At 57.7% G+C, this 23352-nt stretch carries 18 protein-coding genes and 2 pseudogenes; 9 read left to right on the top strand and 11 right to left on the bottom strand.

Annotated elements, in window-relative coordinates:
- The first annotated feature begins 305 nt into the window (after nucleotides 1-305).
- The 6 genes and pseudogenes from PSEMO_RS01960 to PSEMO_RS01935 all read left to right on the top strand — a co-directional run bounded on the left by PSEMO_RS01960 (nucleotide 306) and on the right by PSEMO_RS01935 (nucleotide 6966).
- Entirely contained in the window at nucleotides 306-1031 is a 726-nt protein-coding gene (locus tag PSEMO_RS01960; protein ID WP_075801479.1) for a response regulator transcription factor, read from the top strand.
- Entirely contained in the window at nucleotides 1028-2365 is a 1338-nt protein-coding gene (locus PSEMO_RS01955) for a sensor histidine kinase (protein ID WP_075801478.1), read from the top strand. The genes PSEMO_RS01960 and PSEMO_RS01955 overlap by 4 nt, the downstream gene beginning before the upstream one ends.
- A 133-nt stretch (nucleotides 2366-2498) precedes the next feature.
- Nucleotides 2499-4705: pseudogene (locus PSEMO_RS01950) on the top strand (FepA family TonB-dependent siderophore receptor).
- Between the two features lie 137 nt (nucleotides 4706-4842).
- Nucleotides 4843-5103 (top strand): DUF3649 domain-containing protein, encoded by a 261-nt coding sequence (locus PSEMO_RS01945; protein ID WP_075801477.1) that lies wholly within the window; start codon nucleotides 4843-4845, stop codon nucleotides 5101-5103.
- Entirely contained in the window at nucleotides 5100-6632 is a 1533-nt protein-coding gene (locus tag PSEMO_RS01940) for a PepSY-associated TM helix domain-containing protein (protein WP_075801476.1), read from the top strand. The genes PSEMO_RS01945 and PSEMO_RS01940 overlap by 4 nt, the downstream gene beginning before the upstream one ends.
- A 1-nt stretch (nucleotide 6633) precedes the next feature.
- Nucleotides 6634-6966 (top strand): DUF3325 domain-containing protein, encoded by a 333-nt coding sequence (locus PSEMO_RS01935; RefSeq protein ID WP_372239090.1) that lies wholly within the window; start codon nucleotides 6634-6636, stop codon nucleotides 6964-6966.
- 277 nt (nucleotides 6967-7243) lie between these two features.
- Here the strand turns inward: PSEMO_RS01935 and PSEMO_RS01930 are convergent, their stop codons facing one another.
- Nucleotides 7244-8716, bottom strand: coding sequence for a methylenetetrahydrofolate reductase C-terminal domain-containing protein (locus tag PSEMO_RS01930; protein WP_075801475.1), 1473 nt, complete (start codon nucleotides 8714-8716; stop codon nucleotides 7244-7246).
- Nucleotides 8717-10146: 1430 nt separating this feature from the next.
- Nucleotides 10147-11054, bottom strand: a pseudogene (locus PSEMO_RS32215) (IS5 family transposase).
- A gap of 295 nt (nucleotides 11055-11349) precedes the next feature.
- On the opposite strand from PSEMO_RS32215, the gene PSEMO_RS01905 reads away from it, so the two are divergent.
- The 3 genes from PSEMO_RS01905 (at nucleotide 11350) to PSEMO_RS01895 (ending at nucleotide 14533) form a co-directional block, all read left to right on the top strand.
- Nucleotides 11350-11853, top strand: a complete 504-nt coding sequence (locus PSEMO_RS01905; RefSeq protein ID WP_075801564.1) for a hypothetical protein — start codon at nucleotides 11350-11352, stop codon at nucleotides 11851-11853.
- 288 nt (nucleotides 11854-12141) lie between these two features.
- Nucleotides 12142-13419 carry a hypothetical protein gene (locus PSEMO_RS01900; protein ID WP_075801472.1) on the top strand — a complete coding sequence of 426 codons (1278 nt, stop codon included), beginning with the start codon at nucleotides 12142-12144 and terminating at the stop codon, nucleotides 13417-13419.
- A 1-nt stretch (nucleotide 13420) separates the two neighbouring features.
- Complete coding sequence (locus PSEMO_RS01895; RefSeq protein WP_075801471.1) at nucleotides 13421-14533, top strand: hypothetical protein; 1113 nt, start codon at nucleotides 13421-13423, stop codon at nucleotides 14531-14533.
- Nucleotides 14534-15654: 1121 nt separating this feature from the next.
- Here PSEMO_RS01895 and PSEMO_RS32655 read toward each other — a convergent pair.
- From PSEMO_RS32655 to PSEMO_RS01845, 9 genes are all read right to left on the bottom strand, one after another.
- Complete coding sequence (locus tag PSEMO_RS32655) at nucleotides 15655-16509, bottom strand: hypothetical protein (protein ID WP_144443520.1); 855 nt, start codon at nucleotides 16507-16509, stop codon at nucleotides 15655-15657.
- A 95-nt stretch (nucleotides 16510-16604) separates the two neighbouring features.
- Nucleotides 16605-19478, bottom strand: coding sequence for a DUF927 domain-containing protein (locus tag PSEMO_RS01880; RefSeq protein ID WP_075801468.1), 2874 nt, complete (start codon nucleotides 19476-19478; stop codon nucleotides 16605-16607).
- Nucleotides 19475-19759, bottom strand: coding sequence for a DUF3077 domain-containing protein (locus PSEMO_RS01875; RefSeq protein ID WP_075801467.1), 285 nt, complete (start codon nucleotides 19757-19759; stop codon nucleotides 19475-19477). The genes PSEMO_RS01880 and PSEMO_RS01875 overlap by 4 nt, the downstream gene beginning before the upstream one ends.
- Nucleotides 19760-20039: 280 nt before the next feature.
- The gene (locus PSEMO_RS33400) at nucleotides 20040-20204 is read right to left on the bottom strand and encodes a hypothetical protein (protein WP_178391955.1); all 165 of its coding nucleotides are present in this window, start codon (nucleotides 20202-20204) and stop codon (nucleotides 20040-20042) included.
- A 380-nt stretch (nucleotides 20205-20584) separates the two neighbouring features.
- A complete protein-coding gene (locus tag PSEMO_RS01865) occupies nucleotides 20585-20917 on the bottom strand; it encodes a hypothetical protein (RefSeq protein ID WP_075801465.1) in 333 nt (110 codons plus the stop codon).
- Nucleotides 20914-21552, bottom strand: a complete 639-nt coding sequence (locus tag PSEMO_RS32650) for a hypothetical protein (protein ID WP_075801464.1) — start codon at nucleotides 21550-21552, stop codon at nucleotides 20914-20916. The genes PSEMO_RS01865 and PSEMO_RS32650 overlap by 4 nt, the downstream gene beginning before the upstream one ends.
- Nucleotides 21549-21881, bottom strand: coding sequence for a helix-turn-helix transcriptional regulator (locus PSEMO_RS01855; RefSeq protein WP_081430182.1), 333 nt, complete (start codon nucleotides 21879-21881; stop codon nucleotides 21549-21551). Before PSEMO_RS01855 ends, PSEMO_RS32650 begins: the two co-directional genes overlap by 4 nt.
- On the bottom strand, nucleotides 21881-22114 hold the full coding sequence (locus PSEMO_RS01850; RefSeq protein ID WP_075801463.1) for a helix-turn-helix domain-containing protein: 234 nt from the start codon (nucleotides 22112-22114) through the stop codon (nucleotides 21881-21883). Before PSEMO_RS01850 ends, PSEMO_RS01855 begins: the two co-directional genes overlap by 1 nt.
- A gap of 83 nt (nucleotides 22115-22197) precedes the next feature.
- The gene (locus tag PSEMO_RS01845; protein ID WP_075801462.1) at nucleotides 22198-23052 is read right to left on the bottom strand and encodes a hypothetical protein; all 855 of its coding nucleotides are present in this window, start codon (nucleotides 23050-23052) and stop codon (nucleotides 22198-22200) included.
- Between the last annotated feature and the right edge of the window lie 300 nt (nucleotides 23053-23352).

The raw sequence follows: 23352 nt of genomic DNA, 5'->3' as shown, positions 1-23352 counted from the left end.
CTGTTTTTCCGGAATGAAAAAGCGGTGGTGCTTGTGGGGTGGAAGCCTGTCACCCTGAGGTCTTGATGCAGGGAAAAACATCAGACGTTTCCGAAGGATGTGTAGGGAATTTTTGAAGTGTGGTGTTGCTGATGGCCTCATCGCCGGCAACGCCGGCTCCCACAGGTTTCGCGGTACATGCGGACCCTGTGGGAGCTGGCGTTGCCAGCGATGAGGCCCGCAAGCCTTGCAAACAACGATGGGCATCTTCGCGATCTTTCGTCAGAATGCACGACAAAGAACCATTCTCATTCGCAAGGTGCCCCATGCAGCCCGCCTTATCCCCCCGTGCCCCGGTGCGCATCCTGGCCATCGAGGACGACCCGCTCCTGGCCGCCCATATCGACAGCCACCTGGGCCAGCGCGGCTTTGCCGTGACCCTGCGGAACGACGCGAAGGACGTGGTGGACCTGTTGCGCGAAGGCGACTTCGACCTGGTCCTGCTGGATATCCTCCTGCCCGACAGCAATGGCCTTGAGACCCTCGCCGAACTGCGCCGCCGCCAGCGCGTGCCGGTGATCCTGATGTCGGCCCTGGGTGCCGAGCAGGACCGCATCGTCGGTTTCAGCCAGGGCGCCGACGATTACCTGCCCAAGCCTTTCAGCATGGTCGAGATGGATGTGCGCATCGATGCGATCCTGCGTCGCGTGGCCTACGAGCGCGAAGAACGCCAGGGCCATGACGAATTGGGTCAGGCCCTGGGCCTGACCTTCGACCCGCTGCGCAGCGACGTGTGCAGCAACGGCACCTGGGCCGACCTGACCAGCACCGAGTACCGCATCCTCGAAACCCTGCTGCATTCGCCCAACGAGGTGCTGAGCAAGACCTTCCTCTACCAGCAGGCCCTGCACCGCGCCTATTCGATCCACGACCGCAGCCTGGACATGCACGTCAGCCATATCCGCCGCAAACTCCAGGGCATCGGCTATAGCGCCGGTCGGGTGGAGACGGTGCGCGGTGCGGGCTACGTGCTCAAGCGCGTCAGCCCATGAACCTGCCCGACCGCCATTCGCTGCTGTGGAAACTGGTGGGCGGCATCGCCCTGCTGAGCCTGCTGATCATCAGCCTGCACGTGGATATCAGCCAGCGCCTGGAGACCGCCACGGCCAAGCTGCCCGCGCCGACGCAGAAGATCCTCGCCGACTACGCCGCCGAGGCCGAAAGCGCCTGGAATGCCCGCGGCACCCCGGGCGTGGACGATTTCCTGCGCAGCCTGCGCGAGCGCGAAGGTGTGTGGGCTGCAGTGGTAGGGCAGTACGACCAGTCGTTGTCGTCTCAACCGTTGCGCGGGCGCGAGCGCAAGAAGCTGCATTTCATGCGTACCCTGGACTGGTCCGTGGGGCGCCCCGGCGGTACGCCGACCTTCTACGTGCCATTCAGCGACAGCGAGGCGCGGCTGGTGATGGATTTGCCGGCCCGTCTCGACCCGCGCAAGTACAACCATCTCTGGCGCTTGCTGCTGGAGCGCATCGTGCCGGCCTGCCTGGCCTTGGGACTTGGCGTGCTGCTGTACCGCACGCTGATCGCGCCGATGGTGATCCTGCGCCGCCAGGCCAATGCCCTGAGTACCGGCAACCTGTCCGCCCGGGTCGGCCCGCAACTGACCCGCCGTCGCGACGAACTGGGTGATCTTGCCCGGGCCTTCGACCATATGGCCGGGCGCCTGGAGAACACCGTGGAGTTCCAGCGCCAGTTGCTGCGCGACCTCTCCCACGAACTGCGTACGCCCCTGAGCCGACTACGCGTCACCGGTGAACGCGAGCAGGACACCGCCGCCCTGCGCCAGCGCCTGGAGCGCGAAGTGCAGGGCATGGAGCGCCTGATCAACGACACCCTGGAGCTGGTCTGGCTCGACACCGAGCGTCCGCAACTGCCCGTGGAAACCGTGGATATCGGACGCCTGTGGGACGTGCTGTGCGAGGACGTCTGCTACGAAAGCGAATGGCCCGCCGAGCAGTTGCACAACGCTCTGCCGGGTGCCTGCCTGGTAGTGGGCAATCTCAACAGCCTCGCCCAGGCCATGGAAAACATCCTGCGCAACGCCGTGCGTCACTCACCCCCGGACGGGATCGTAAGCCTGGGCGGGCGACGGGACGGCGAGGACTGGCACCTGTGGATCGAAGACCAGGGCCCCGGCGTCGATCCACTCAAGCTGGAAAGCATCTTCCTGCCCTTTACCCGTCTCAATGCCGCACGCCCCGGCGGTGATGGCTTCGGCCTCGGCCTGTCGATCGCCCGCAGCGTGGTGCAGTTGCAGGGCGGCGAGGTGTGGGCGCAGAACCGCTCGCCCGGGCTGCGGGTCAACCTGCGGCTGAGAAGTGTATGAAATGTAAAAAAGATTTACTCTCATTTGAGAGAAAGTAGCATTCGCGCTCGTCCCGGTCAGGTCTGGGGCGAGCCGGATGATGATGTCCCACGCTCCCTGCCTGACGCCCGTCATTGCGAAAGGAGCGTCGTCGATGCAGCCCCGTTTCAAGCTCAGCCCTCTTTGCCTGGCCCTGCTGGCCATTTCCCCGTCGTCCTTGCTGGCTGCCACCGAGGTGCGCGAGGACCTGGAACTGGCCGAGACCCACGTGGTGGCCAGCGCTGCCGAAGAACTGAAGCAGGCGCCCGGCGTGTCCCTGATCACCGAGGAGGACATCAAGAAGCGTCCGCCGGTGAACGACCTTTCCGAAATCATCCGCAAGATGCCCGGGGTCAACCTGACCGGCAACAGCGCCAGTGGCACCCGTGGCAACAACCGGCAGATCGACCTGCGCGGCATGGGGCCGGAAAACACCCTGATCCTGATCGACGGCAAGCCGGTCACTTCGCGCAACTCGGTGCGCTACACCCGCTCCGGCGAGCGCGATACCCGTGGCGACAGCAACTGGGTGCCGGCCAATGAAGTCGAGAGCATCGAAGTCCTGCGCGGCCCGGCAGCGGCGCGCTATGGCTCCGGCTCCATGGGCGGGGTGGTGAACATCATCACCAAGCGCCCGACCCAGGAAGTCAGCGGCAGCATCAGTGCCTTCACCAACCTGCCCGAGGACGATGCCGAAGGCATGACCAAGCGCACCACCTTCAGCCTCTCCGGGCCGTTGACCGACGCGCTGACCTTCCGTGTCTACGGCAACCTGAACAAGACCGATGCCGACGACGCCGACATCAACGCCGACCATACCGCGGCGGGTGGCTCCCTGGCCGCTGGCCGCGAGGGCGTGCGCAACAAGGACGTCAATGCGCTGCTCAGCTGGGCTCTGGACAACCAGCAGACCCTCGACTTCGAAGGTGGCTTCAGCCGCCAGGGCAACATCTACGCCGGCGATGTCGGCACCGGCGCCACCGACTCGCTGACCCCCAACAGTACCGTCAACCAGTGGCTGGGCCGCGAGACCAACACGATGTACCGGCAGAACTTCTCCGTCACCCATCGCGGCGACTGGGAGTTCGGTACCTCGCGCCTGATGGCGCAGTACGAGAACACTCGCAACAACCGCCTGCTGGAAGGCCAGACCGGCTCGGTGGACGGCGATATCAGCGGCAACGACAAGTCCACCAGCACCTATGACAGCTACCTGGTCCAGGGCCAGCTGGACATTCCGCTGGAGATCCTGCGGCCGCAGACCCTGACCCTCGGCGCCGAGTGGAACTACCAGGAGCTGGACGACCCAAGCACCATGAACCGCGCCATCGGCACCACCCTGCCAAACTCCGCGGCAGGTGCCCGGGACACCGACATGGACGCGACCATCATGGCCGTCTATGTCGAAGACAACATCGAGTTGACCCGCGACTGGTTCCTCACCCCGGGCCTGCGCCTGGACCATCACGATCAGTTCGGCGCCAACTGGAGCCCGAGCCTGAACACCTCGTACAAGCTCACCGAGGACATCACCCTCAAGGGCGGTATCGCCCGGGCGTTCAAGGCACCGAACCTGTACCAGTCCAACCCCAACTACCTGTACCGCAGCAATGGCAACGGCTGTGCGCCGAGCCTCGCTTCCACGGGCTGCTACGTGCTGGGCAACGCCGACCTCGATCCGGAAATCAGCATCAACAAGGAAGTCGGCATCAGCTTCGCCCGCGATGGCTGGAGCGCCGGCCTGACCTACTTCCGCAACGACTACGAGAACAAGATCGTCTCCTCCAACGACCTTGCCGGGCGCACCTCGGCCAACGAAGCGATCCTGCGCTGGGACAACGCCAAGGACGCGGTGGTCAAGGGCTGGGAAGGCAATATCGGCGTGCCGTTGCTGGGCGAGGCGGGGGAGATCCTCAGCTGGAACACCAACCTCACCTACATGGACTCCAACGAGGACAGCGACGGCAACCCGCTGTCGGTGGTGCCGGAATACACGGTCAACACCATGCTCGACTGGCAGGTAACCCAGGCCCTGGCGCTGAGCCTGACCGGCACTTACACGGCAAGCAGGAGCCGCGGGTATTCAACCCGACGCGGGATGTGGCGGTGACCGGGCAGAACGAGTTGCAGACCCTTGATCCGTACCATGTCTGGGGTGTCGGCGGGACCTACGAGCTGAACAGGAACGTCTCGTTCGGCGCGGGGGTCAGCAACCTGTTCGACAAGCGCGTGTACCGCGAAGGGGCGGGGACCACGGCGGGGGCCAGCACCTACAACGAGCCGGGCCGGGCGTTCTATGCGTCGGTGACGACGACCTTCTGATCCGAGATCTTGAGAACGCTGGTGACCCTGTGGGAGCTGGCTTGCCAGCGATTGCTGCAGTGAATTCACCGCCGCTATCGCTGGCAAGCCAGCTCCCACAGGGGGGCGTGGCGTTCTCAAGAGATGAGGTGTTCACAATGCTCTCCCGCATCACCGCCGCCATCCTCGGCGGCTACGCCTTCACCTACGCGGCCACTGCCGCCCTCGCGCGGCTGCTGCCGCTGGACAAGGTCGACGCCCTGATCAGCGCGACCCTGCTGTCCTTCGCCCTTTACACCGGCGCGATCCTCTGGGCCTTCGCCTGCCGCAGCGCCACCCGCGCCTGGGCCGGGCTGGCGCTGGGCGTGCCGCTGGCGGCGATCGGTTTCTGGCCGCAACTCACAGGCCTGTCAGGATGAAGCAGAAAACCATCACCCAATCCCTGTCCTGGATGCACACCTGGTCCGGGCTGGTCTTCGGCTGGATCCTTTTCGCGATTTTCCTCACCGGCACCCTGGCAGTGTTCGACAAGGAAATCGACGGCTGGATGCGCCCGGAAATCCCCCGTCACGACCTGAGCCAGCCCGAAGCGCTGCAGCGCGCCCTGGACTATCTGCAGGCCAACCACCCCGGCGCCAGTGCCTGGAATATCGGCCTGCCAAGCGAACGCTCGCCGAGCCTGAGCGTCTCCGCCGGCGAGCAACGACGCGGCGGCGGCATGGCCATCGATCCGGCTACCGGCGAAAAACTGGACGTCCGCGAAACCGCCGGCGGCAGCTTCTTCTTCCGCTTCCACTTCACCCTTAACCTGCCGCGCAACATCGGCATCTGGGTGGTCGGGCTGGCCGCCATGGCGATGCTCGCGGCGCTGGTCAGCGGCATCGTCATCCACAAGAAATTCTTCAAGGAGTTCTTCACCTTCCGCCCGGCCAAGGGCCAGCGCTCCTGGCTGGATGCGCACAACGCCACGGCGGTGCTGGTGCTGCCGTTCCACCTGATGATCACCTACACCGGGCTGGTGATTTTCTACCTGATCTACATGCCGGCGGCGTCGGATGCGCTGTTCGATGGCGACCGCGATGCGCTGAACCGGGCCATGCGCGGCGCGCCGATGCAACAGCATGGGCAGGCGAGGGGCGGACCGGTCGAGTCGGCACGCCTGACCGATCTCGGACCGGTACTGGCGGCGGCGGAGCAGGCCATGGGGCCGTTGTCCGGTCTGTCGATCCAGAACCCGGGCAGCAGCAACGCGCGAATCGAAGTGCGTCCGGTACTGGGCAATCGCATAGAACTGACCAAGGGCCAGAGCATGGTCTTCGATGGCGCCAGTGGCCGGGTGCTGCGGGCACCGGCCGAAAGCCGGCCGAGCCTGCTGACCCAGCGGGTCATGGCGGGCATGCACTTCGCCCAGTTCGGCGGCTATCCGATGCGCTGGCTGTACTTCCTCTGCGGGCTGGCCAGCTGCGCGATGATCGCCACCGGGCTGGTGCTGTTCACCGTCAAGCGGCGGCGTCGGCACGATGGCGAAGGGGCCCTTGGTGCGCTGCTGTACCACGTGGCGGAGCGGCTGAATGTCACCGTGGTCGCCGGGTTGTCGGTGGCTTGCATCGGGCTGTTGTGGGCCAACCGCTTGCTACCGGTGGAGCTGGCGCAACGTGGTGGCTGGGAGGTGCGGGTGTTCTTCTTGGTCTGGCTGGCGACCCTCGGCCATGCCCTCGTTCGGCCTTGGCTGAAAGCCTGGCGTGAGCAACTGGGGCTGGCGGCGCTGATGTGCCTGCTGTTGCCGCTGTTAAATCTGTTCACGGTCAACCGGGGCGAGTTCATCTATCTGGAGGTGACCAGCGTATCGATCGGCCTCTTGCTGGGCTGGTGTTGCTGGAAGGTCGGCCAGCCGCCGAAGGAGCGTCCGGCGCGGCGCGGGGCTGCTGCCGTCGTGGAGGTCAGTTGAGATGGGCGTGATGTTATCCACAGTACTGCTGTTGGCGTACAGCGGCATGCTCGGGCTGTGCCTGGGACTGGAGCGGCATTACAAGCAGGTCTGGCAGCGGGTGCCGGGGCCTTGGGTGCGCCGCGGGTTGCGTCTGGGGGGATGGTTGGCGTTGGCGGCCAGCTTTGCCGCCAGTGTTGCCTGCTGGGGCTGGGCGATGGGGCCGATTGGCTGGCTCGGGTTGCTTTCGCTGGCGGGGCTGGGGTGGGTGATGGTGTTGCCGTATCGGGCAAAGGGGGCGGTGGTGCTGGCGTTGGTTGGATGGTTGGCGATCGGTGTTGTGAGATTGTTGTGAGTCTGGTTGCAATGTGGCCAGGATTCTAGCCATAGCAGGAGAAACACCGGTTTTATGGCAAGAAACTCGTCCGTTAATCGGGCGCGGTTTCTGTGGGAGCGAGCTCGCTCGCGAAGGGCCGCCAGGCGGCCCCAAAACCATCCTCTTCGGTGTATCAGGAAAGACGCAGATTCAGGTTTTGCGACGGCTTCGCCGCCGTTCGCGAGCAAGCTCGCTCCCACATGGTTCCCGCAAAAAACAAAGAGCTATGTTTTGCTCTACAGGAGCGAGAGCTTACTCAAGACACGGCCGTATCACCGATCCGCTCCGGTGAGCTTCTTGCGTCGGCTTCGAACCACCCCGGCCACGAACTCCTCTGCCGTCCCCCCACCTCCACACACGGAATCAACCGCTCCGTCAGCACCGCCGTCTGCCCCACCGACTTCGCCGTGCGGTACTTGATGCTGTGGATACATTCGCGGTCGCCGAACTCGCAGCGGTTTAGCCGCGTGCCGCCGCAGGGGCCGTTGGCCAGACCCTTGGGGCAGGTTTCCGGGCAGATGTAGAGGGTGTCTTCGAGGCGGCAACTGCCGCAGGTATCGCAGCCTACCAAGGGCCGTTTCACCCCGCGTTCCAGGCGATGCAGCAAGCGCGCACCGGGCGCCGTCGACCACAAGGGCCGGCGAACCGCCCAGCCGAACGCCTTGCTCAACACATTGCTGCGGCTGAACAGCGCCGCGTGGAAGCTGGACAACAGGTGATAGCGCAGCCTCTCCCGGGTCGTGGCTTCGACCCGTGACTCCCCGGCTTCCCAGTCCGAACCTGGCGGATGGAAGGTCACCGCCGGCACTCCCGGCATGCGCCAGCTCTCGGCCCAGGCCAGGGCCCATTCTTCCTCGGTGCGGATCTTGCCCTGCCAGTCGTCCAGCGCTCGCTCCAGGGCCAGCAACTGTTCCATCTCGTGCACGCCGGACAGGTTGATCCCGGCGTAGCCCATCAGCTGCAGGCCGATCACCTGCAAGGCCAGGCGGCTGACGCTGCGCGCCTTGGCATGGGCTTTCGACACGGCTTCTTCGGCCGCCACCAGTGCCTTCATCGACGGCGATACCGTGACGCCCGCGACATGCTCGAGCATCTTCGCCCGGCCATGGGTCAGCCCCATGATGCAGGCGAGCATCGGCCGCGGCATCGGTTGGCGCTGCATCCAGTCCATGGCCTCGCGGTACTTGGTCATGTCGAAGCCGAGCTGCAGGATCAGGAAGTCCGCCCCGGCCTTGAGCTTTTTCTGCGCCTTGAAGTACTGCGCGCCGCCTTCTTCCTCGCAGTACTTGAAGGGATTCAGGGCCGCACCGAGCAGCCAGTCCGGGCGAGCCTGGCGGACGATGCTCAAGGCGGCCACCGATTCCAGGTAACGCACAGGCCGCTGCCCGGGTTCATGGCCGTGCAGGCGGTCGCCGGTGAGCAGCAGGAGTTGTTCGAGGCCGAGCTGGTCCATGCGTTCCAGTTGCGCCAGCAGGTCCTGGCGCTCGCGGTCCTTGCCGGAGAAATGCGGCATCACCGGCACGGGCGTGGAAAGGGCGGCGAAGGTATCCAGCGGCGACAGATCGAGATTGCTGCCGACCCGGTCGGCGATACCGGCGAGCATCGGCCAGCCACTCAAGTGACCGCGCTGCATCAATTGCTCGAAGCCCGCAAGACGTTGCGGCTTGGGGACGAACTCCATCACGCAGACGAACTGGCGGTCGTGGAGCGCCTGTTTCAACAGATTCATGATTGCGCCATGGGCTCGGGTCCTGGATCCGTCGATTCTGGACGAGGGCGCCGGGCCACTCATGTCCGCCAGCGCACGAAAATGCCTTGAAAAAGACATGGCCGTGTCCGTGGTGACGAAAAGGCCAAACGACAGGTACAAAAAAGCCCGCGCTAGGCGGGCTTTTCTGTTTGCCATCAAGTCCGAAGACTCTCAGGCGGGGTATGGTGGTACACAGTCATTTGAACTTGATTCTGTAGGCCTTGTTTTACATTGCCTTTCTGGTTCTTTTGGTGTGTGGGGATACAAGTGGGGATACAAGGTGGGCGCTGCTGGGCCTTTTATCGCCCTCAGGATTATCGTTGACACGAGGGCTAACCACTAGGCTATTGCTGGCAATCGCTGGGGCTTATGGTAAGCGGCATTCGGATCCCTCACGACCGCAGAGCCAGACTCAAATGCCGAGCTAGCAGACAGCATCATGTGTGCTGTCTGACTCGATTAGCTCGTGTGGCAAGCCCGGCAGCAGTAGTAGCATCCGTTGATCCGCGCATTGGGCCAAGTCTGTTTTGCCTTACGGACAGCACTCGCACAGTCCGTATGGACCCCCAGTGCAACCTGATTAGCCACTAAGGGCATGAAGCTGCATCCAGTCGTAGTGTTGTGGACCTCATAGTCCCCGTTTTGCTGCTGATTCTTGTTAATGATGAAAGAGGGCACGTTTTACTCCTAGTGTCGTGATGTTGAGCGCTTCCGCTTGGTGGCTCAGTAGTGGCCATCATGCTGCCGCTACGACAGGGTAGAAGAGCACGCAAAATAATCCAGTCACTCGACCTGGCTCGCAGTCACCAGCTTTTTGTTGACAGCTTTCGCCCCAAGCCTTTTAAAAGACGGACATGCCTATGAAGGTTTCAGCTGCACGAAACCCGCGAGTCCCCGTACCCGTGTAGGGAGGGGGGGGATGGGGAGGACCCAAAAACAGCAATCTCAGACTCCCCGCCCCGACATCTATGCCAGTGAACTAAGCGCTTAACAAAGAGGGCGAGTTTCCCTGTCCCTACCGCCGCCAAGAGGCCATGGTCCCCAACCAGTTCGGGCAGTCCAGGGGCTTGCCTCGCTGCTGGCCTCAGCCCTTTCCGGGGTGCGGGGAGGTAATGGTTAACAAACCGGTGTTCTTGGTGTTCTTGGTGTTCCCGATACACCGAAAGCCAGAAGTCACGTGGCCTGTAGGCGAGGAACACCATTGAGTGAAATGTGGAACACGAGTGTAAAGGTGTTCCATACCTACGAAAACTAAGTGGCGCAATATGGACGGGGCTTCAGGTGGCTATGGCACAGTTTTGGTTAGCACACCACGCCGGTGCAAAAGGGCGGCCAGAGCAGTGAAGGTTGGGAATGGACAGCCCAAGACGATTGACCCGAACACTTACGATGTTTGTACCAGTGACGCTTCACGGCAGTGCAGCTAGGCCCAGTTCGGCTGCCAGTTGGCTCTGACTTATGTCTATGGCCCTGTACGAAATGAGGTGTCGTAAAGACCGCCGGCAGCAGGCCAATGTGACCATCACCGCATAACTTGTTGCGAGCTTACAGTAGCGGGTCGCCAGGCGGCGGCGGTCCTTCAACCAACCAAACAGGCGCTCGATCACGTACCGCTCTCGATATTTGGGTTTGTCGAACAGCCGCGGCAGACCTGGCTATGGCTTGCGCTTCATTGCGCGATAGGGGATGACAGGCTGCATGCGATAGCGGTCGCAGTACTGCCTGAGTGGTTCAGCGTCGTAACGCTTGTCTGCTAGAAGCTTGCGACATCGTTTGCGAGGTCTACCCCAGCCTGTATGCACCTGAACGCCATCGAGTAGAGGGTGGGCCTGCGAGATATCGCTGGCCTGTCCGCCTGAAAGAGTGAAATGCAGTGGAACACCTCGGGCGTTGCAGACCATATGAATTTTCGTCGGTAACCCTGCCCGACTGCTCCCTAGTGCGCGGTCAGCTGGTTCTTCCGCCCCCTTTTTTGCCTGCGCCCGAGAAGGCCCGGTTTGCTTTTATGCTGTTGAGTCCATGCACCAGGTGTCAAGATCGATTAGCCCTTAAGCGTTGAGCTTGGCTTGCATCCGCCAGAGTATCTTGTTGAAGGTGCCTTGGTTTTGCCAGTCTCGAAACCGCTGATAAACCGTGGACCGGGGACGTATCGCACAGGCATGTAACACTAGGTCGCGCCGGAGCAAAGCACCCAGAGCACACCGTTGAACATTAGTCGATCATCGGCTCGTGGGCGTCCGGTGGGGCGGGGTGTATTGGGGAGATCGGCGACCAACTGCCAGTCGGCGTCGGAGATTTCGTATCGCTGTTTGGGCATGGCAGAGTCCTGAGCTGAAAAGGTCAGAACTCTACGGAAATTAAGGCGGGCTGGGGGGGGGGGCGGAATTTCGAAGGTTTTCGTACAGGGCCTTAGCCTTATAGACTTGAACTACCATTTTGGCGTGATGATAATGTTGGGGCCAGATAAAATACTTGTCCCTCATGTAAGGGAAATATCATGCTCAAGTCGATTAGTGTTTTCGCCGAAGTCGCAATGTTCTCTACTTCGCCCCTGAACTGTCAATCGCTATGAACGCGCTCACCCGCAAATGAATATAACCGTGGACCTAGTCATGAAACATCCAGAAGCAAATGAAATTATTGCTGAGGCAGAAAAATTCAGACTGAAATTGGAGCTTGCCAAAACAACAAAAAACTTGTTGGTGACAGATGACTTTCCAGTCATGAACTGCAAACTATCTTCCTTGCTGTTTGTATATCATGCGCTCCAAAAATGGCCCTCAATAGTGATTTATGGTGTTAGTGGAATAGCCGCAAATCACGATGGAGACTATACGATCTCCCATTACTGGCTTGAGTACCTGGAGACAGCGATAGACCTGACTGCGGACCAATACAACATAATTGAAGAAAGTCAGCTTAATAGGCAAATACTCACGAATCGACCATTCAAACCCATATCCACAGGACACATTGGCAGCATGCAAAATTACAAGATATTTAAAATCTCCTACCGAGACACCTATATATTGGGCTTGCCAGAATTGGCTGAGGACTTCATCCGCGATCTTCATGCTAGCTATGAAGCTCTCGGCAAATTGACATCATATATGTAACAGCTGATTCAAATCACCTCTTCGCTCAGTGCGATCGTGCTGACGACAACTCCAGCCATGCGGTCAAAGGAGTTTTTACTAATGATGTTTTCCTTTTTTAAGCCTGCTTTCTTCCTGCGGCCAAAATCTGAATCGCATAAGCGATGGTTGCATCGCTGCGTACGGAGTGGTCAACATGCACGTGCTCGGATTATAGTATAGTTTCCTACTGTGGTAGCCCCCGTTTTGGTAAGCCATAGGGGAAATCTAACCGGACGCCTTAAGGTACAAACGCGAAGGAGAGTGTTAATGCTTAGTGGCCGTAAATTAATCGAGCTTTCTTATGATGTTCAGGCGGGTCTAGGCAGGATAGATGTTCCTGACTTTGACCGATTGAGAACAATGGGAATGGCAGCAACGCTTGCTATCCACCTCCGAGGCTTACAGGAAATCGATTTCGAGGTACTGAGGAAGGTTAGTGATCACTTCTTTTCGATTCCATCCTACGCTTTAAAAGAAGTCTGCGGAGTTCTATCCGAAATTGGATATATCGATTTGGTTAAAAAGGGAGTTAAAATCATCTCCATAATACCAAACATCCCGCACTTCAAAGACCTTTATGAGGGGGTGGGGGATTACTTTACATTTTCGGAGTTAAACGAACACGAGCAAGGGACGTTGCTTATCCTATCTGAGCTTCAAAGCAAGCCGGAAAATAGAGATAGACTTATTTCAACAATTGGCATCGATCGTCCTTTACTAGAGCGTTGCGTCAACATCGGTTCAACCGGCAATTACTTCAAAGAATTCCGCGCCCGTGGCAGAAGCATCATCGCTAGCCCGTTTTATTTTTCTGACAATCTTGACGAATTGGCTGATGTTACTGCTAGAGTTGGAGCAGATGATATTGCTACCGTACTTGAAGTTATAAAAAGCAACCAAGGATGGCCGCTTTCTTTGATTCAGAAGCGCCTTGAGTTGGGTGGAAAAAAGCTCACCACAGAGCAAATGCAACTACTAGTTCATCTATGTACGGAAGGAATACTAAAGCCACCATCAATAGAATTCAAAAACTCTAAAGAAACATTTGTTTTTACTCCGAAGCCAGGCGGAAATCGCCTCGACGCATCTAACCGCGAAATATATGAACGGGCTATGGCTTTAGTATCGTGCGTGAGAAAAGGGCAGTTACTAGCAGATCAATATAGAATCAAAATGCCGGTACGGATTTTAGAGGTGCTGAGAGATCAAGGCTATATTGGCTCAAACTCTGAAGCTGTTAATCAGTATAGAAATTTAGTATTTCTCAGGGTTGGTCATTTGAAACATGTAACGGGTGATAGATATCAGTTTCACCTGACTCCGGGAGAAGAAAACAGAGCGGCGCTAGACTTGGCCATTAATCTTTTAAGGACAGGAGAGCTAGCAAATCTTGATGTTCGGCAAGAAGCTCGACTAGCACTATCTAAGGACGAGAGATATATTCAGTCTATAATTTCTGCTGCTGAATTGAAAGGTCGAGACCAGATTGCCCTGCAGGGCGACTCTGCGGATCAGTTCGAGCAACTAATATTTGCGTATGAATAATATGTCTAAATTAGATAAAGATATCCACCAGAAAGAAATGGCAATTCGCTTTTGCCTTGTCAATGATATGGTTCCCTTCCCGGAAGTTGATGTGCAAAACTTCAGAGAGCTATCAACCACAAGCACAATAATTACCGACATTGATGTATTGGGGATTAAAATTGACTCAACGGGCCGCCCGCGAAGAGTTGCTTTTGACTGTAAGACTCTAGGCAAAACAAGTCCGATCAATAGAGCCTTTTGGGCCGGGGGCTTAATGGGTTTTACGGGGTGTGACGAGTCATTTATCATCCTTAGAAAAAAAGCGTCTGAAGCGCATCGTTTATCGGCAAAGCAAATAAAAGTTCATTTGTTTGATGAGGCTCAATTTCAGAGCTATGCCAACTCGTGCTCTGTTGATTTTAGTATTGATTATTGCTATTCGACATCCATCGACAATTGGACCAGGCTTTTTGAGGTGGCGATCCATGATCCCAGCCTTAGTAAGTATTCGGCTTTTCTCCACAGCGAAATTCCAATTGAGCGGGATGCAGTTAAAGCTTTGCGAAAATTCTTAGCTGCACTTACCAAAATCAAAGGTGAGCTTGATCCGGGAAAAGATAAGCACAAATGCCTTTTCTTATACTCCGTATCTATATTTGCCTTCTTGATGGCGCAAGTTGTGCACGACCTAAGAAACATCATTGAGTTTGACGCAGAGGAAAAACAATTTGAGACCATTCTCAAATATTATATTTGGGGGGGGCGAGACAGCTACCTCTTGCGAAGTAGGCTGACTGAGCTTTTCGCGGCTCAGCGAGATGGAGTGCCACTTCAGGAGCCCGAGCTCAGAGACTGGTCTGGGTTCATGGAGCTAACGCGAAAACTACTTAATTCCCCTATGGATATACAAAAATGCATGTTCCCCCTTAGGGAGTTTGCCTTTATGAAAGTCACCAGTAAAAGTGAGGAAAAGCATGATTACATTTCAGAAAAAATACATTCAAATAAAAGATTGAGACAATTTTGCGTAAGCCTTACGCGCTACCTCGTTGATTCTTTGAAGCTGCCCCGTGAGTTTGCATCTCAACTTGAGGATGACTTCAACAACCTTCGATTTCCCGATATGAGCTAATTGCTCGTTAGCGGCCTAAATTCTAAATCTAGGCCGCTAATTATTCTAACTTCAACTTTGGCTTTTCAGTTTTCAAATACATATCTGAATGACTGCTTTGACTGGTACTTGTGGGTGGCGGCTCATATACGTACAACTTTCCGGATATCTGCTTCACCCGTAAGAAAGCGCCAGTCAGCGGTGTATGGTATTTAATAGATTGGAAATACTATGATTGAACGTGTACTCGATTGGCGCGATCGTCTTACCTGGTTAAGAGCAGTTCCTAGGTATGCTTCCCTGATTTTGACACCTCATGTACGCAAGCACCTTGAGCGTACCCGGCCCGATTGCTGGTCAGATGTGATGGATTGGCTGCCTAATTATGAGCGTATAGTGCCAGCTTTCTGTAAGGCCGTTTGGGGCTACTACACCCACGCTAAGGGGGTTCATGGATGTAGGCCGGAACGCCTATCTTCGTATTTTGAGAGTGGTCTCAAAGGGCAGGCTGTAGAAAGAATTCTGACAAAATTCCACAGGATTTACGCTGACGTTCCGAGCGGATTGCGGCATCGAGCGATTGAGCGGATGCATCAGCGTGGACTAATTGAACGGGGCCGTATCTGGCTATCGAGTGACGATAGAAAAATGATTGAGCAGCATGGCCATTACATTATCCACGGCAGTGAGTACTTGATGGCTCTTGCAGCTCGTATGAGTGACGGAGACCGATGGGGAGAGGACTATCGGTTACGCCTGCGGCAGATCGGCATCCCTACGGTTCTAGAGGTTAATATCCCCGTGACCCTCATCCCTGACGCGCAGAAGCGTGAGGTCGGAAAGATGATCCTCTCGGAGTGGGGGCAGCTTAGAGCGAGAAAGCCGCGGAGAACGTCGTCGGCGCCCTGCTATGAAGTGAGGCACGACATACCTGCTGAGTGCATTAAAAACCACTACCATCCAGCGCGAATAATTGACTTTCATACGGACGACGGGCCGTATTTAAATAAATACTTGACTTGCGAGTTATGTCAGTAAGCGCAGCTGAAATTCTCTTATTCAGGCAGACCAAAACACCATCGCGAAACATTTGGAGATGGTGTTTTGATCCTGTGGCGAAGCTGAGCTGCGGGAGTTTTTAACTATATGTCTGTCAACTGCTCCAGCGTTATATTGCTACGTCGCTCCAAAAGTCTGCGATGAGAAATGAAGCGACCTTTTACAGGAGATACAGTTGGAATATAGAAGTCACTCAAGCTATCGCCATATCCAAGTAGTTTTTCAGCGGCTGCAACATGGGCTGCCAGGGTCGCCAGTTCATGTGCAGCCTTCTCAAATCGGTCAGCCCAATAAAATCGAGCAGCCTGCAGGACTTTAGAGTTCAAGCTATCAAGCTCGGATTGCTTCAGTTGAATTGCATCGTCAAGCTCCGCGAGCTGACCACTCAGTGCAGAGGAAACTGTATTAGCACCTTGAAGCGTTTGTTTAATTACCGCCAATGCCCGGGATGCTTTCTCCAACAATCCCTCTGCCTTGCTCTCACCCCCACTATCATTCTCCCCTATCGCTTTGGCATAAGCTTGGGCGGCCTCATGCTCATCGTGCTCAGCCGCTTTAAATTCACGCTCGTGCTTCGCAATAAGAGCAGCCCTTTTGGACTCAAGCGTCTCTCGCTTATCACGCAGAGTCTTTATTTCGCTCTCGGCCTTGGCTATATTCTTTCTTGTCAGACGCACATCCTCAGAGGCAGACTTTACACCCTCCTCCCAATTCACCAGCCCCTGAAGTTTTGCAATCTCACGGGATAGCTCATCAATTCTGGCCTTAGCATTCGAATAAGGACCGATCTGATCTCGAGGATAAACAGGTCTTCCCTGACGGCTATTCGAAAAGTTTTTCGCTGCCTCGTCAGAAACTGCCTTTAGCCTGGGAAGTTCTTTCTTCAAGCTCTCCAGTTCAGCCTGGCATTGTTTTAGCGCAGAAGAATTCGTACTCATTTTGGACTCCAATAATTAAATTTATATAAGCGCAGGCGTAGGCAGGCCGAGCCTATAATTGGCCAATAATCTCCAAACTCGTTGAGCGCTATTATTTAGTCGCTAAGCAATACGTTTGAATTCACAACATAAACCCGTCCTTTCGGCATTCCGGGTAGTGTTACGGATTGGGCGGCTTTTCCGTCTCCACTGGGCTCAAGTATTCCGCGCGCAACCAGTTCCCTGTTGACATTGCGCAAGTTCATCCCTTTGAAAACCTCATCGCGCCAAGTTGTGCCGAGGAAGTAATAGGTCACCGACGTATATAGAGAGTCACCAATTCCATGATCCATAGTCCTGCGAAAGCCAAGGCGGTCTGCTGTACGAGGCGCATGGTCATCGGTCTTCGCGGCAATCGCATCCCATCGCGTGAAGCGACTTTCTCCATAGCGCTCCACTATGCCGCGCAGTCTGGCCACAATGGCGTCACCCTCCAGGTTTCCAGCACCGCCACGCTCAGCCAACCAAGCATCCAAGCACACACGGGCAGATTGGAGGGCTAGACCGTCTGGCCATCCTGTAACGCCCAATGCTGTGGCCAACTCACCCGCCGCCGCTGCCAGTCCGAAGCGAGTTGCGGCACGCTGTGCCTGGCCGCTGGCGTTGACAGGTAATGCCTCAGCGGTAAAGCGCTCTAGACTGCGGCGCACCATGGCCGCATACGCTCGCAACTTGGCGGGATCACAGAGGGCCGACAGGAAAGCCGGGGCAGGCGTGCCATAGCATCGGCTCACCCGGGCTTTGAGCGCATCCGAAAGCGCGGCGGCATCATCGAAGCCATGCAGCTCTTCGAACAACCCTAGTCCTTTGCTCGCGTCAGCAGGTACAGCGAGCAGTCGCACCTCCATACCGGCTTTCAATTCCTTGTTTGCCTCGGCCATGTGCTGCGCCAAGGTCTTTTCCCCGGTGGAGAGAAACAGCAAGCGCCACTCCTGGACTTGGCGCCCACTCATTCCCCGATCATTGGCCCGCGCCTTACCGGTGCCGTTACCCAGCATGTAGACAGTTTCTCCAATGATCCGTGGGTCGCACATCCCGATCTCATCTAGCACCAGCAACCCGTCCGAGTGCGCTGCCGCGATACTTTCCAAGGCGTTGTCTGTAGAACGCCAGGAACGCACTAGGCGTGGCCCCCCCCACACCGAGGCAGCCACCTGCAGGTGAGTGGTCTTCCCGCCCGAGCTATCGCCATACAGGTGGAAGCCACCCGACTCGTGCCCCAGTAGATGCAATACCGCACCTGCGAAAGCCACGCACACGACGAAAGCCAAGCGGTTGTTGCCCACGCAAAGCGCACCGATTTGCTGCTGCCATTGTTCCAGTGTCCCTGCCTGAGTGATCGGCGGAAGCTGGGCACCGGCTTCGTAGAAGTGCAGATACTCGGCGCTGGCACCTATCTGCCGATCTGGCAGCAAGTAAGCATCCCCGTGCCAACCTAGACGCGTGACCAAGCGAGCACGCTCAGTACCGTCATAGCCTTGTAAGTAGCTCTGTAGATCATTGCGCGAATTGCGAGCGGTGCGCACGGGCGCCAGGCGCAGCCCCATATCTACCAGTGGCGCGAGCACTTCCTTGCCAAAGTCGCCCGCCATTGCCCTGGCCGGAATGTTGAGGCGCTTATTGGCCCCATCCGGGTCATCGAACTCTACCAGCAGGCCCCAGCCGTGACCCTTTTCATCACGCGTGCGAGCCAATATCTCTAGCCGTGAACAAACCGGGCGTGCTTCGCCATCGTCACCGGCATAGAACACCCCATCCTTTGTGACACGGAAGCCGCTCGGGGACTGGGCTGTTTTCTTCTCAGGTTGCGGCTTGGCCCGGCCAGTGGCCTTGCTCTGCTTGGTGGGTGTCGGGGTAGCGGCAGGTGCGGCGAACAGTTCCCCGGTGCGTTGCAGCTCTGCCAAGTGTTGGGCAGTCCAGCCTTTGGATTGGGCATCAGCCGCATCGTCACCTTCGAGCAACTTCCCGCCAGGGGCGAAGGTGGGGTGCTCACCGTCCATGCCGGGGTGTTGCCCGAACACCGCCAAGGCTACCGTTTGTACCGTAGCTGCTCCGAGCTTTCGCAGGTGCTCGGCCAAGGCATCCATGCACTTCAAACCTGGGGCGTCGTTGTCTGGCCACAGCAACACGTCACGCCCGACTAACGCGGCGAAATCAGCCTTCTGCCAAGAGTTCGTCCCGTTAGGCCAGCAGGTGGCAACATGCTCGGGCAATAGCTCGGCAGCGGCATCGGCAGCCTTCTCGCCCTCGCACAGCACGACGGGTGCCGAGGAGCGTTTAGCCAGCTCATCAAGACGCAGCAGCGGACGAGGCTCCGATAAGCCCTGCCAGCGCCAGGCCCGTGAGTCATTAGCAGTTTGTTTACACCAGGTGAGGGGCGCGAACACCTTGCGTGGCGTGCCGCTTTCATCCGGCCCGAGGTCGAAGCGGTACAACACCATGAGCGGCTGACCGGTGGCATCACGGTAAATCCAAACTTTGGAAGGTTTACCGTGTTGCCGGTGCGCTTGCAGCACCTTCTGCATTGCCTGCTCAGGAATGGGTAGCACAGGCACCCACTCTGGTTTCTTAGCCTGGCTAGTGGGCGGCGTGACGTTGGAGCTGCTCGTCGCCTCAACACCGAGAAAGGCCGCCAATTTGTTGCACGCCTCCACATCGGTGCCTCGATCGAGGTAGCGCACCAAGTCAATCAAATCACCGCCTTTGTCACCGGTGGCGAAGTCGCACCAGGTGGCTTTGGTTAAGTTCACCTTGAGCGAGCCTGAATGCTTGTCCGCTCTTGTTGGGTTGGGGGCGGTATATTCCTTACCACCGTCCACGCGCTTGCCACCGGGAAGCCAGTGGGCAAGCACGCGGTCAATCGCTGCGCAGGAGGCGGCCTTGACCTGCGCAAAGGTCGGATGCCTGGAGTTGGGCATCTTCCTACTCATGCCTGGCCACTCTCGGCAATCTGAATCCCAGTGGTCACATCATCGACAAGAGCCTTAGCCTGCTCACCCAAATAGTGCGCAGCCCACACCAGCGCATTGTTGTCGTCGTTCACGCCGGCCAGTTGAGTCAATTTGTTCACGCAGCTCATGAGCACCGAAGCTTGCTCCAACGCTTCCTCTCCAGAGATATCGGGGCACACCTGGAAGAACGGAACATTCGACGAGTTGTGCTTAGAGAAACTAGTGCCACCCGCGGTATTAACGTGCACGCGCCCGCTCATTTCCGCCCCCATTCCGCGACATGGCGGGTCGAGTCATCGGCATGCACGGCTAGGGTACGAGTCTGCTCCAGCGTTCCACACACGTCACACAAGTCGCAGGGGATCACACGCTTAGTCAGGCGCTGGCCCTGCTCCGCCTCGAACTGATTCCTCAACAAGCACAACACTCCCTGAGCTCGCTCTGCGGCACAGGTGATCGTATCCATTGGGGCGCAAACGGGAGCCTGTGCGGTAACGCAAAGCAGGTCTTTGGGTTGCGAGCACTGCTGTACTGGAGTGGTCATTGAGCACCCCCGTTTGTTTCCAGGGCGCGGGCACGAGCCATAGCCGCGTTGTAGCGGGCCAATCGGACGGAGAGGGATGAGTTGGCGTGCAACGCCGCAATGGCACGAGCCTTCAGGGCGGCAATGTGGTTCTGTAGTGCGGACGGATTGAGGGCGTGCATGAATGGAGCTCCTTCTTAATGGGGAGCTGCCACGGTCCGTCGCCAAACGGATTAGGGTGGCAGCTGTGCGCAGGTTGGCGAACCGGGTAAGAAGGAACCCGGCAGACCCGAAGGTCTCCCGCGCACAGCCGCCATAACACGAGAATGCGGGCACAAAAAAAGCGCCTGCAAACGTAATGGGGGCGCATGTGCGCCTTCTTAAGATCGGGTCGCCAAACCCGGTCGCTGAATTTGCAGCGACAGGCGCAGAGTAACGGGTGAGCCGACGGAGTGCAAGCCGAGAGGTGCGTGCAGCTTGCATGGTTCTTGGCCATGGCATAGATTGAGCGGGCACAATGAAGATCCTCAAACGCCCTCGGTTGCAGCCGGGGGCGTTTTCGTTAATGGATAGTGGCTGGGCGATGCTCGAGCTTGAGCCAAGTGAGATTGCGGCCTTGCCTAGCCTTCTCATACATCTGTCCTAACGCATCGGGATTGGCCAACACATTGGGCACCAACTGCGCTGCATCACGAATTACTACGTCCCCAGGCACCTCGACAGCGAGCAGCACCCAATCGAGGGTCGGCCAAATCAGCAGCAGAACGTGAGCCCCTTTGTCCAGTGCTTCGTCGCGGAGTTTTTGCAGTCGCTCCAGTCGCCAAAGCGGAGGAGCTTTTGGGCCCAGTTCGTCCATGGCATCAAGGGCAGCGGCGGGTAGGAAAATAGGTTTCATCCGGCGCACCCTCTCAACCAGGCCGCAACTCGCTGATCCTCTGCACATTCGCGCTCATACTCAGCACGCAGCATGCGGCGGCAATCCTCAGTGTTTACGCGGACCCACTCGGACAGACCATCACAGGTCTGCTCATGCTCTGAGGACTGCCAAGGCAACTCAGTGGACTGCTCTGCACGATGGCTGATACGGCGGGCATCAACGTAGTTGTGTTCGGCCGCTTTGCACTCAGCCGCCACTTGAGAATCCACATAGGCACTCCACACCTCTGGGGAATTTGCATACGCCGCATCGCTTCCTACGAACCAGTAAGTGACCCACTGACTTAATTCGCTCGATGCGACCGCATCTCCAGCAGGATGGGTCATAGCGAATACGCCCGATCCCATCACCTTTGCTGGCTCCATCCGGGTCCTCTGCAGGCGCAACACGGCAGGCAGTTCCCCATGGGAAGGAACCAGCGGAAGCACCAGACCATCAGGGTTGAAAAAGTGCGCTTTTCCTTCCAGGCCGTTCCAACTTACACCTGCGACGGTACGTTGCTTCCAGTTGTTGCGGTCCGGCTGGTATAGGGCAAAGCCAATTCCGTATGTGTCGAAGAAGGGGCCAGTAAAGGGCGTACGAGCGGGTCTCATGCAGTGATCCCCCGAGCTTCAATACGTCCACGCGCCCAGCGCTGCACCTCTGCGAGAACAAAACCCACTGGCGCTCCGCGTGACGTGCTGTTGCTCAACGGCACGGGGCGGGGAAAGGTCGGATCGTCCTTGAGGCGCTTGTAGATAGTTGCGCGAGCTAGGCCGGTCATAGCCACTACATCGGGGAAGCGAATCAGCGTGGCAGCAGGGTCAAAGCCTGGAGCTTGACCAATATCCTGGCGCAGATTACGCCCTGAGACCTCGCGGGCAAGCGCACGGCAAGGGGTCGGTTGGGCAGGGGTTTTGCCAAAGGTCTGATGCGAGGACATTAGATTTCCCCCCGAGGCACGGAGGGGGTGTGGTGCCGATCTGCTAGCCAGGCTACCAGCTCGGTGCGCTGATAACGGATACGCGAGCCGCAGCGGATGAAGGGGAGAGAGTGGCGACCAGTGCTGCGCCAGGTGGCCAGGGTCTTGACCGATAGGCCCAACAATTGGGCCGCCTGCTCAGGCGTGAGAAGGTCAGCGGGTGAAACAGTTGTTACAGTTCGATTGAGTTGCATATGATGCCCCCGGGTTTGATGAAACCAACGGTGGCGAAGATAAGAGGCAGGAGGGAGGTGAACATGGTTCACCTCCCTGTCATTTAGGCGGGGCCCAGAACAAGTCCTTTGCGTAGCACGTCCCGTATGCCCTTGGAGCCAAGGCTTCCCGAAACTTCCATTCGTGAAATGATCCCTGAGATTTCACTGGGGGCCCTACCAGACGCGAGTAGCTTCCGGCCCGCATCACAGATTTCCCTGTCGCGCCCGGCATTCTTCTCCTGCCTGGCGGCACCGCTTCTTGTCCCGGCTTTTCTGCCTGTCACTGCACGAGATTTCTTTACTGCTTGCTCATTAAGTCGCGCCATTGCTTCGGGTGGAATACTTGGATTCCGATAAAGCTCCGCGAAGATGAGGGAATTTCGTGCGCGCCCCAGCAAATCTGCAGCCGACTGCCGTGCCTCGATCTCGGCTATCGAACATTCAATGCGGCACTCATTAACGATTGTGGCGTAAACCTCAGGTTCATTAACCCTTAAGTTCTCAACACGCACGCGTCCAAATTCCTCCACCACATTGTCAGCCAAGTGCGCTAGCCATTTGCGAAGAGCATGTATCGCCCGGCAGCCATAAGCCATAGCGAGGGCCGCCACAAGCTGTGAGTCGGTGGCACGCCTTTCCCATGATCCTGCGTTACGCACCGCCCAAGCCAAGCCCAGTGCTGGAGACCGATCCAACGCCTGCGCAATGTTATAAAGCTTTCGGTTTATCTCTGCTGCCGCGTCAACTGCCCATTCTTCGCTCTCATGAGGACGCCACATTTCGATACCAGCCGCCACTAGATCAAGCGCCTCAGTGAAGCGTTCGGCGAATTCGCCATAAAGCGGCAACCACTCCAACTCCAATTCAAGCTCGTCGAGGTCGAGGTTCAGAGGACTCATTAATTTGCCAAGAGTCATAGCAGTGCGCCGTTAGCTATTTGACGCCCCCCGCGCCCCAGCAGGCGCAGACAAAACTGCGCCGGGCATTGATCAATTGCGTGAACGAATCGGAAGATCGGCCCGCAGGAAGGGGAGGGGGTTTGCGCTGGCGTAGGTTGGGGTACGGGGAGCGCCGCCTCGATCATGGAACACCTTTCGTGTTCCGGCACCTTCGTGTTCCGTCTTTTGTCCAAATGTGTTCCTTGGCTACAGGCCATGTAGCCTCTGGCTTCAAGCGTTTTTGGAACACCAAGAACACCAAGAACACCGGTTTTCTGA

It is taken from the genome of Pseudomonas putida (genome assembly GCF_001941965.1).
GTDB lineage: Bacteria > Pseudomonadota > Gammaproteobacteria > Pseudomonadales > Pseudomonadaceae > Aquipseudomonas > Aquipseudomonas putida_L.
This window is presented reverse-complemented; position numbering and strand designations above follow the sequence as displayed.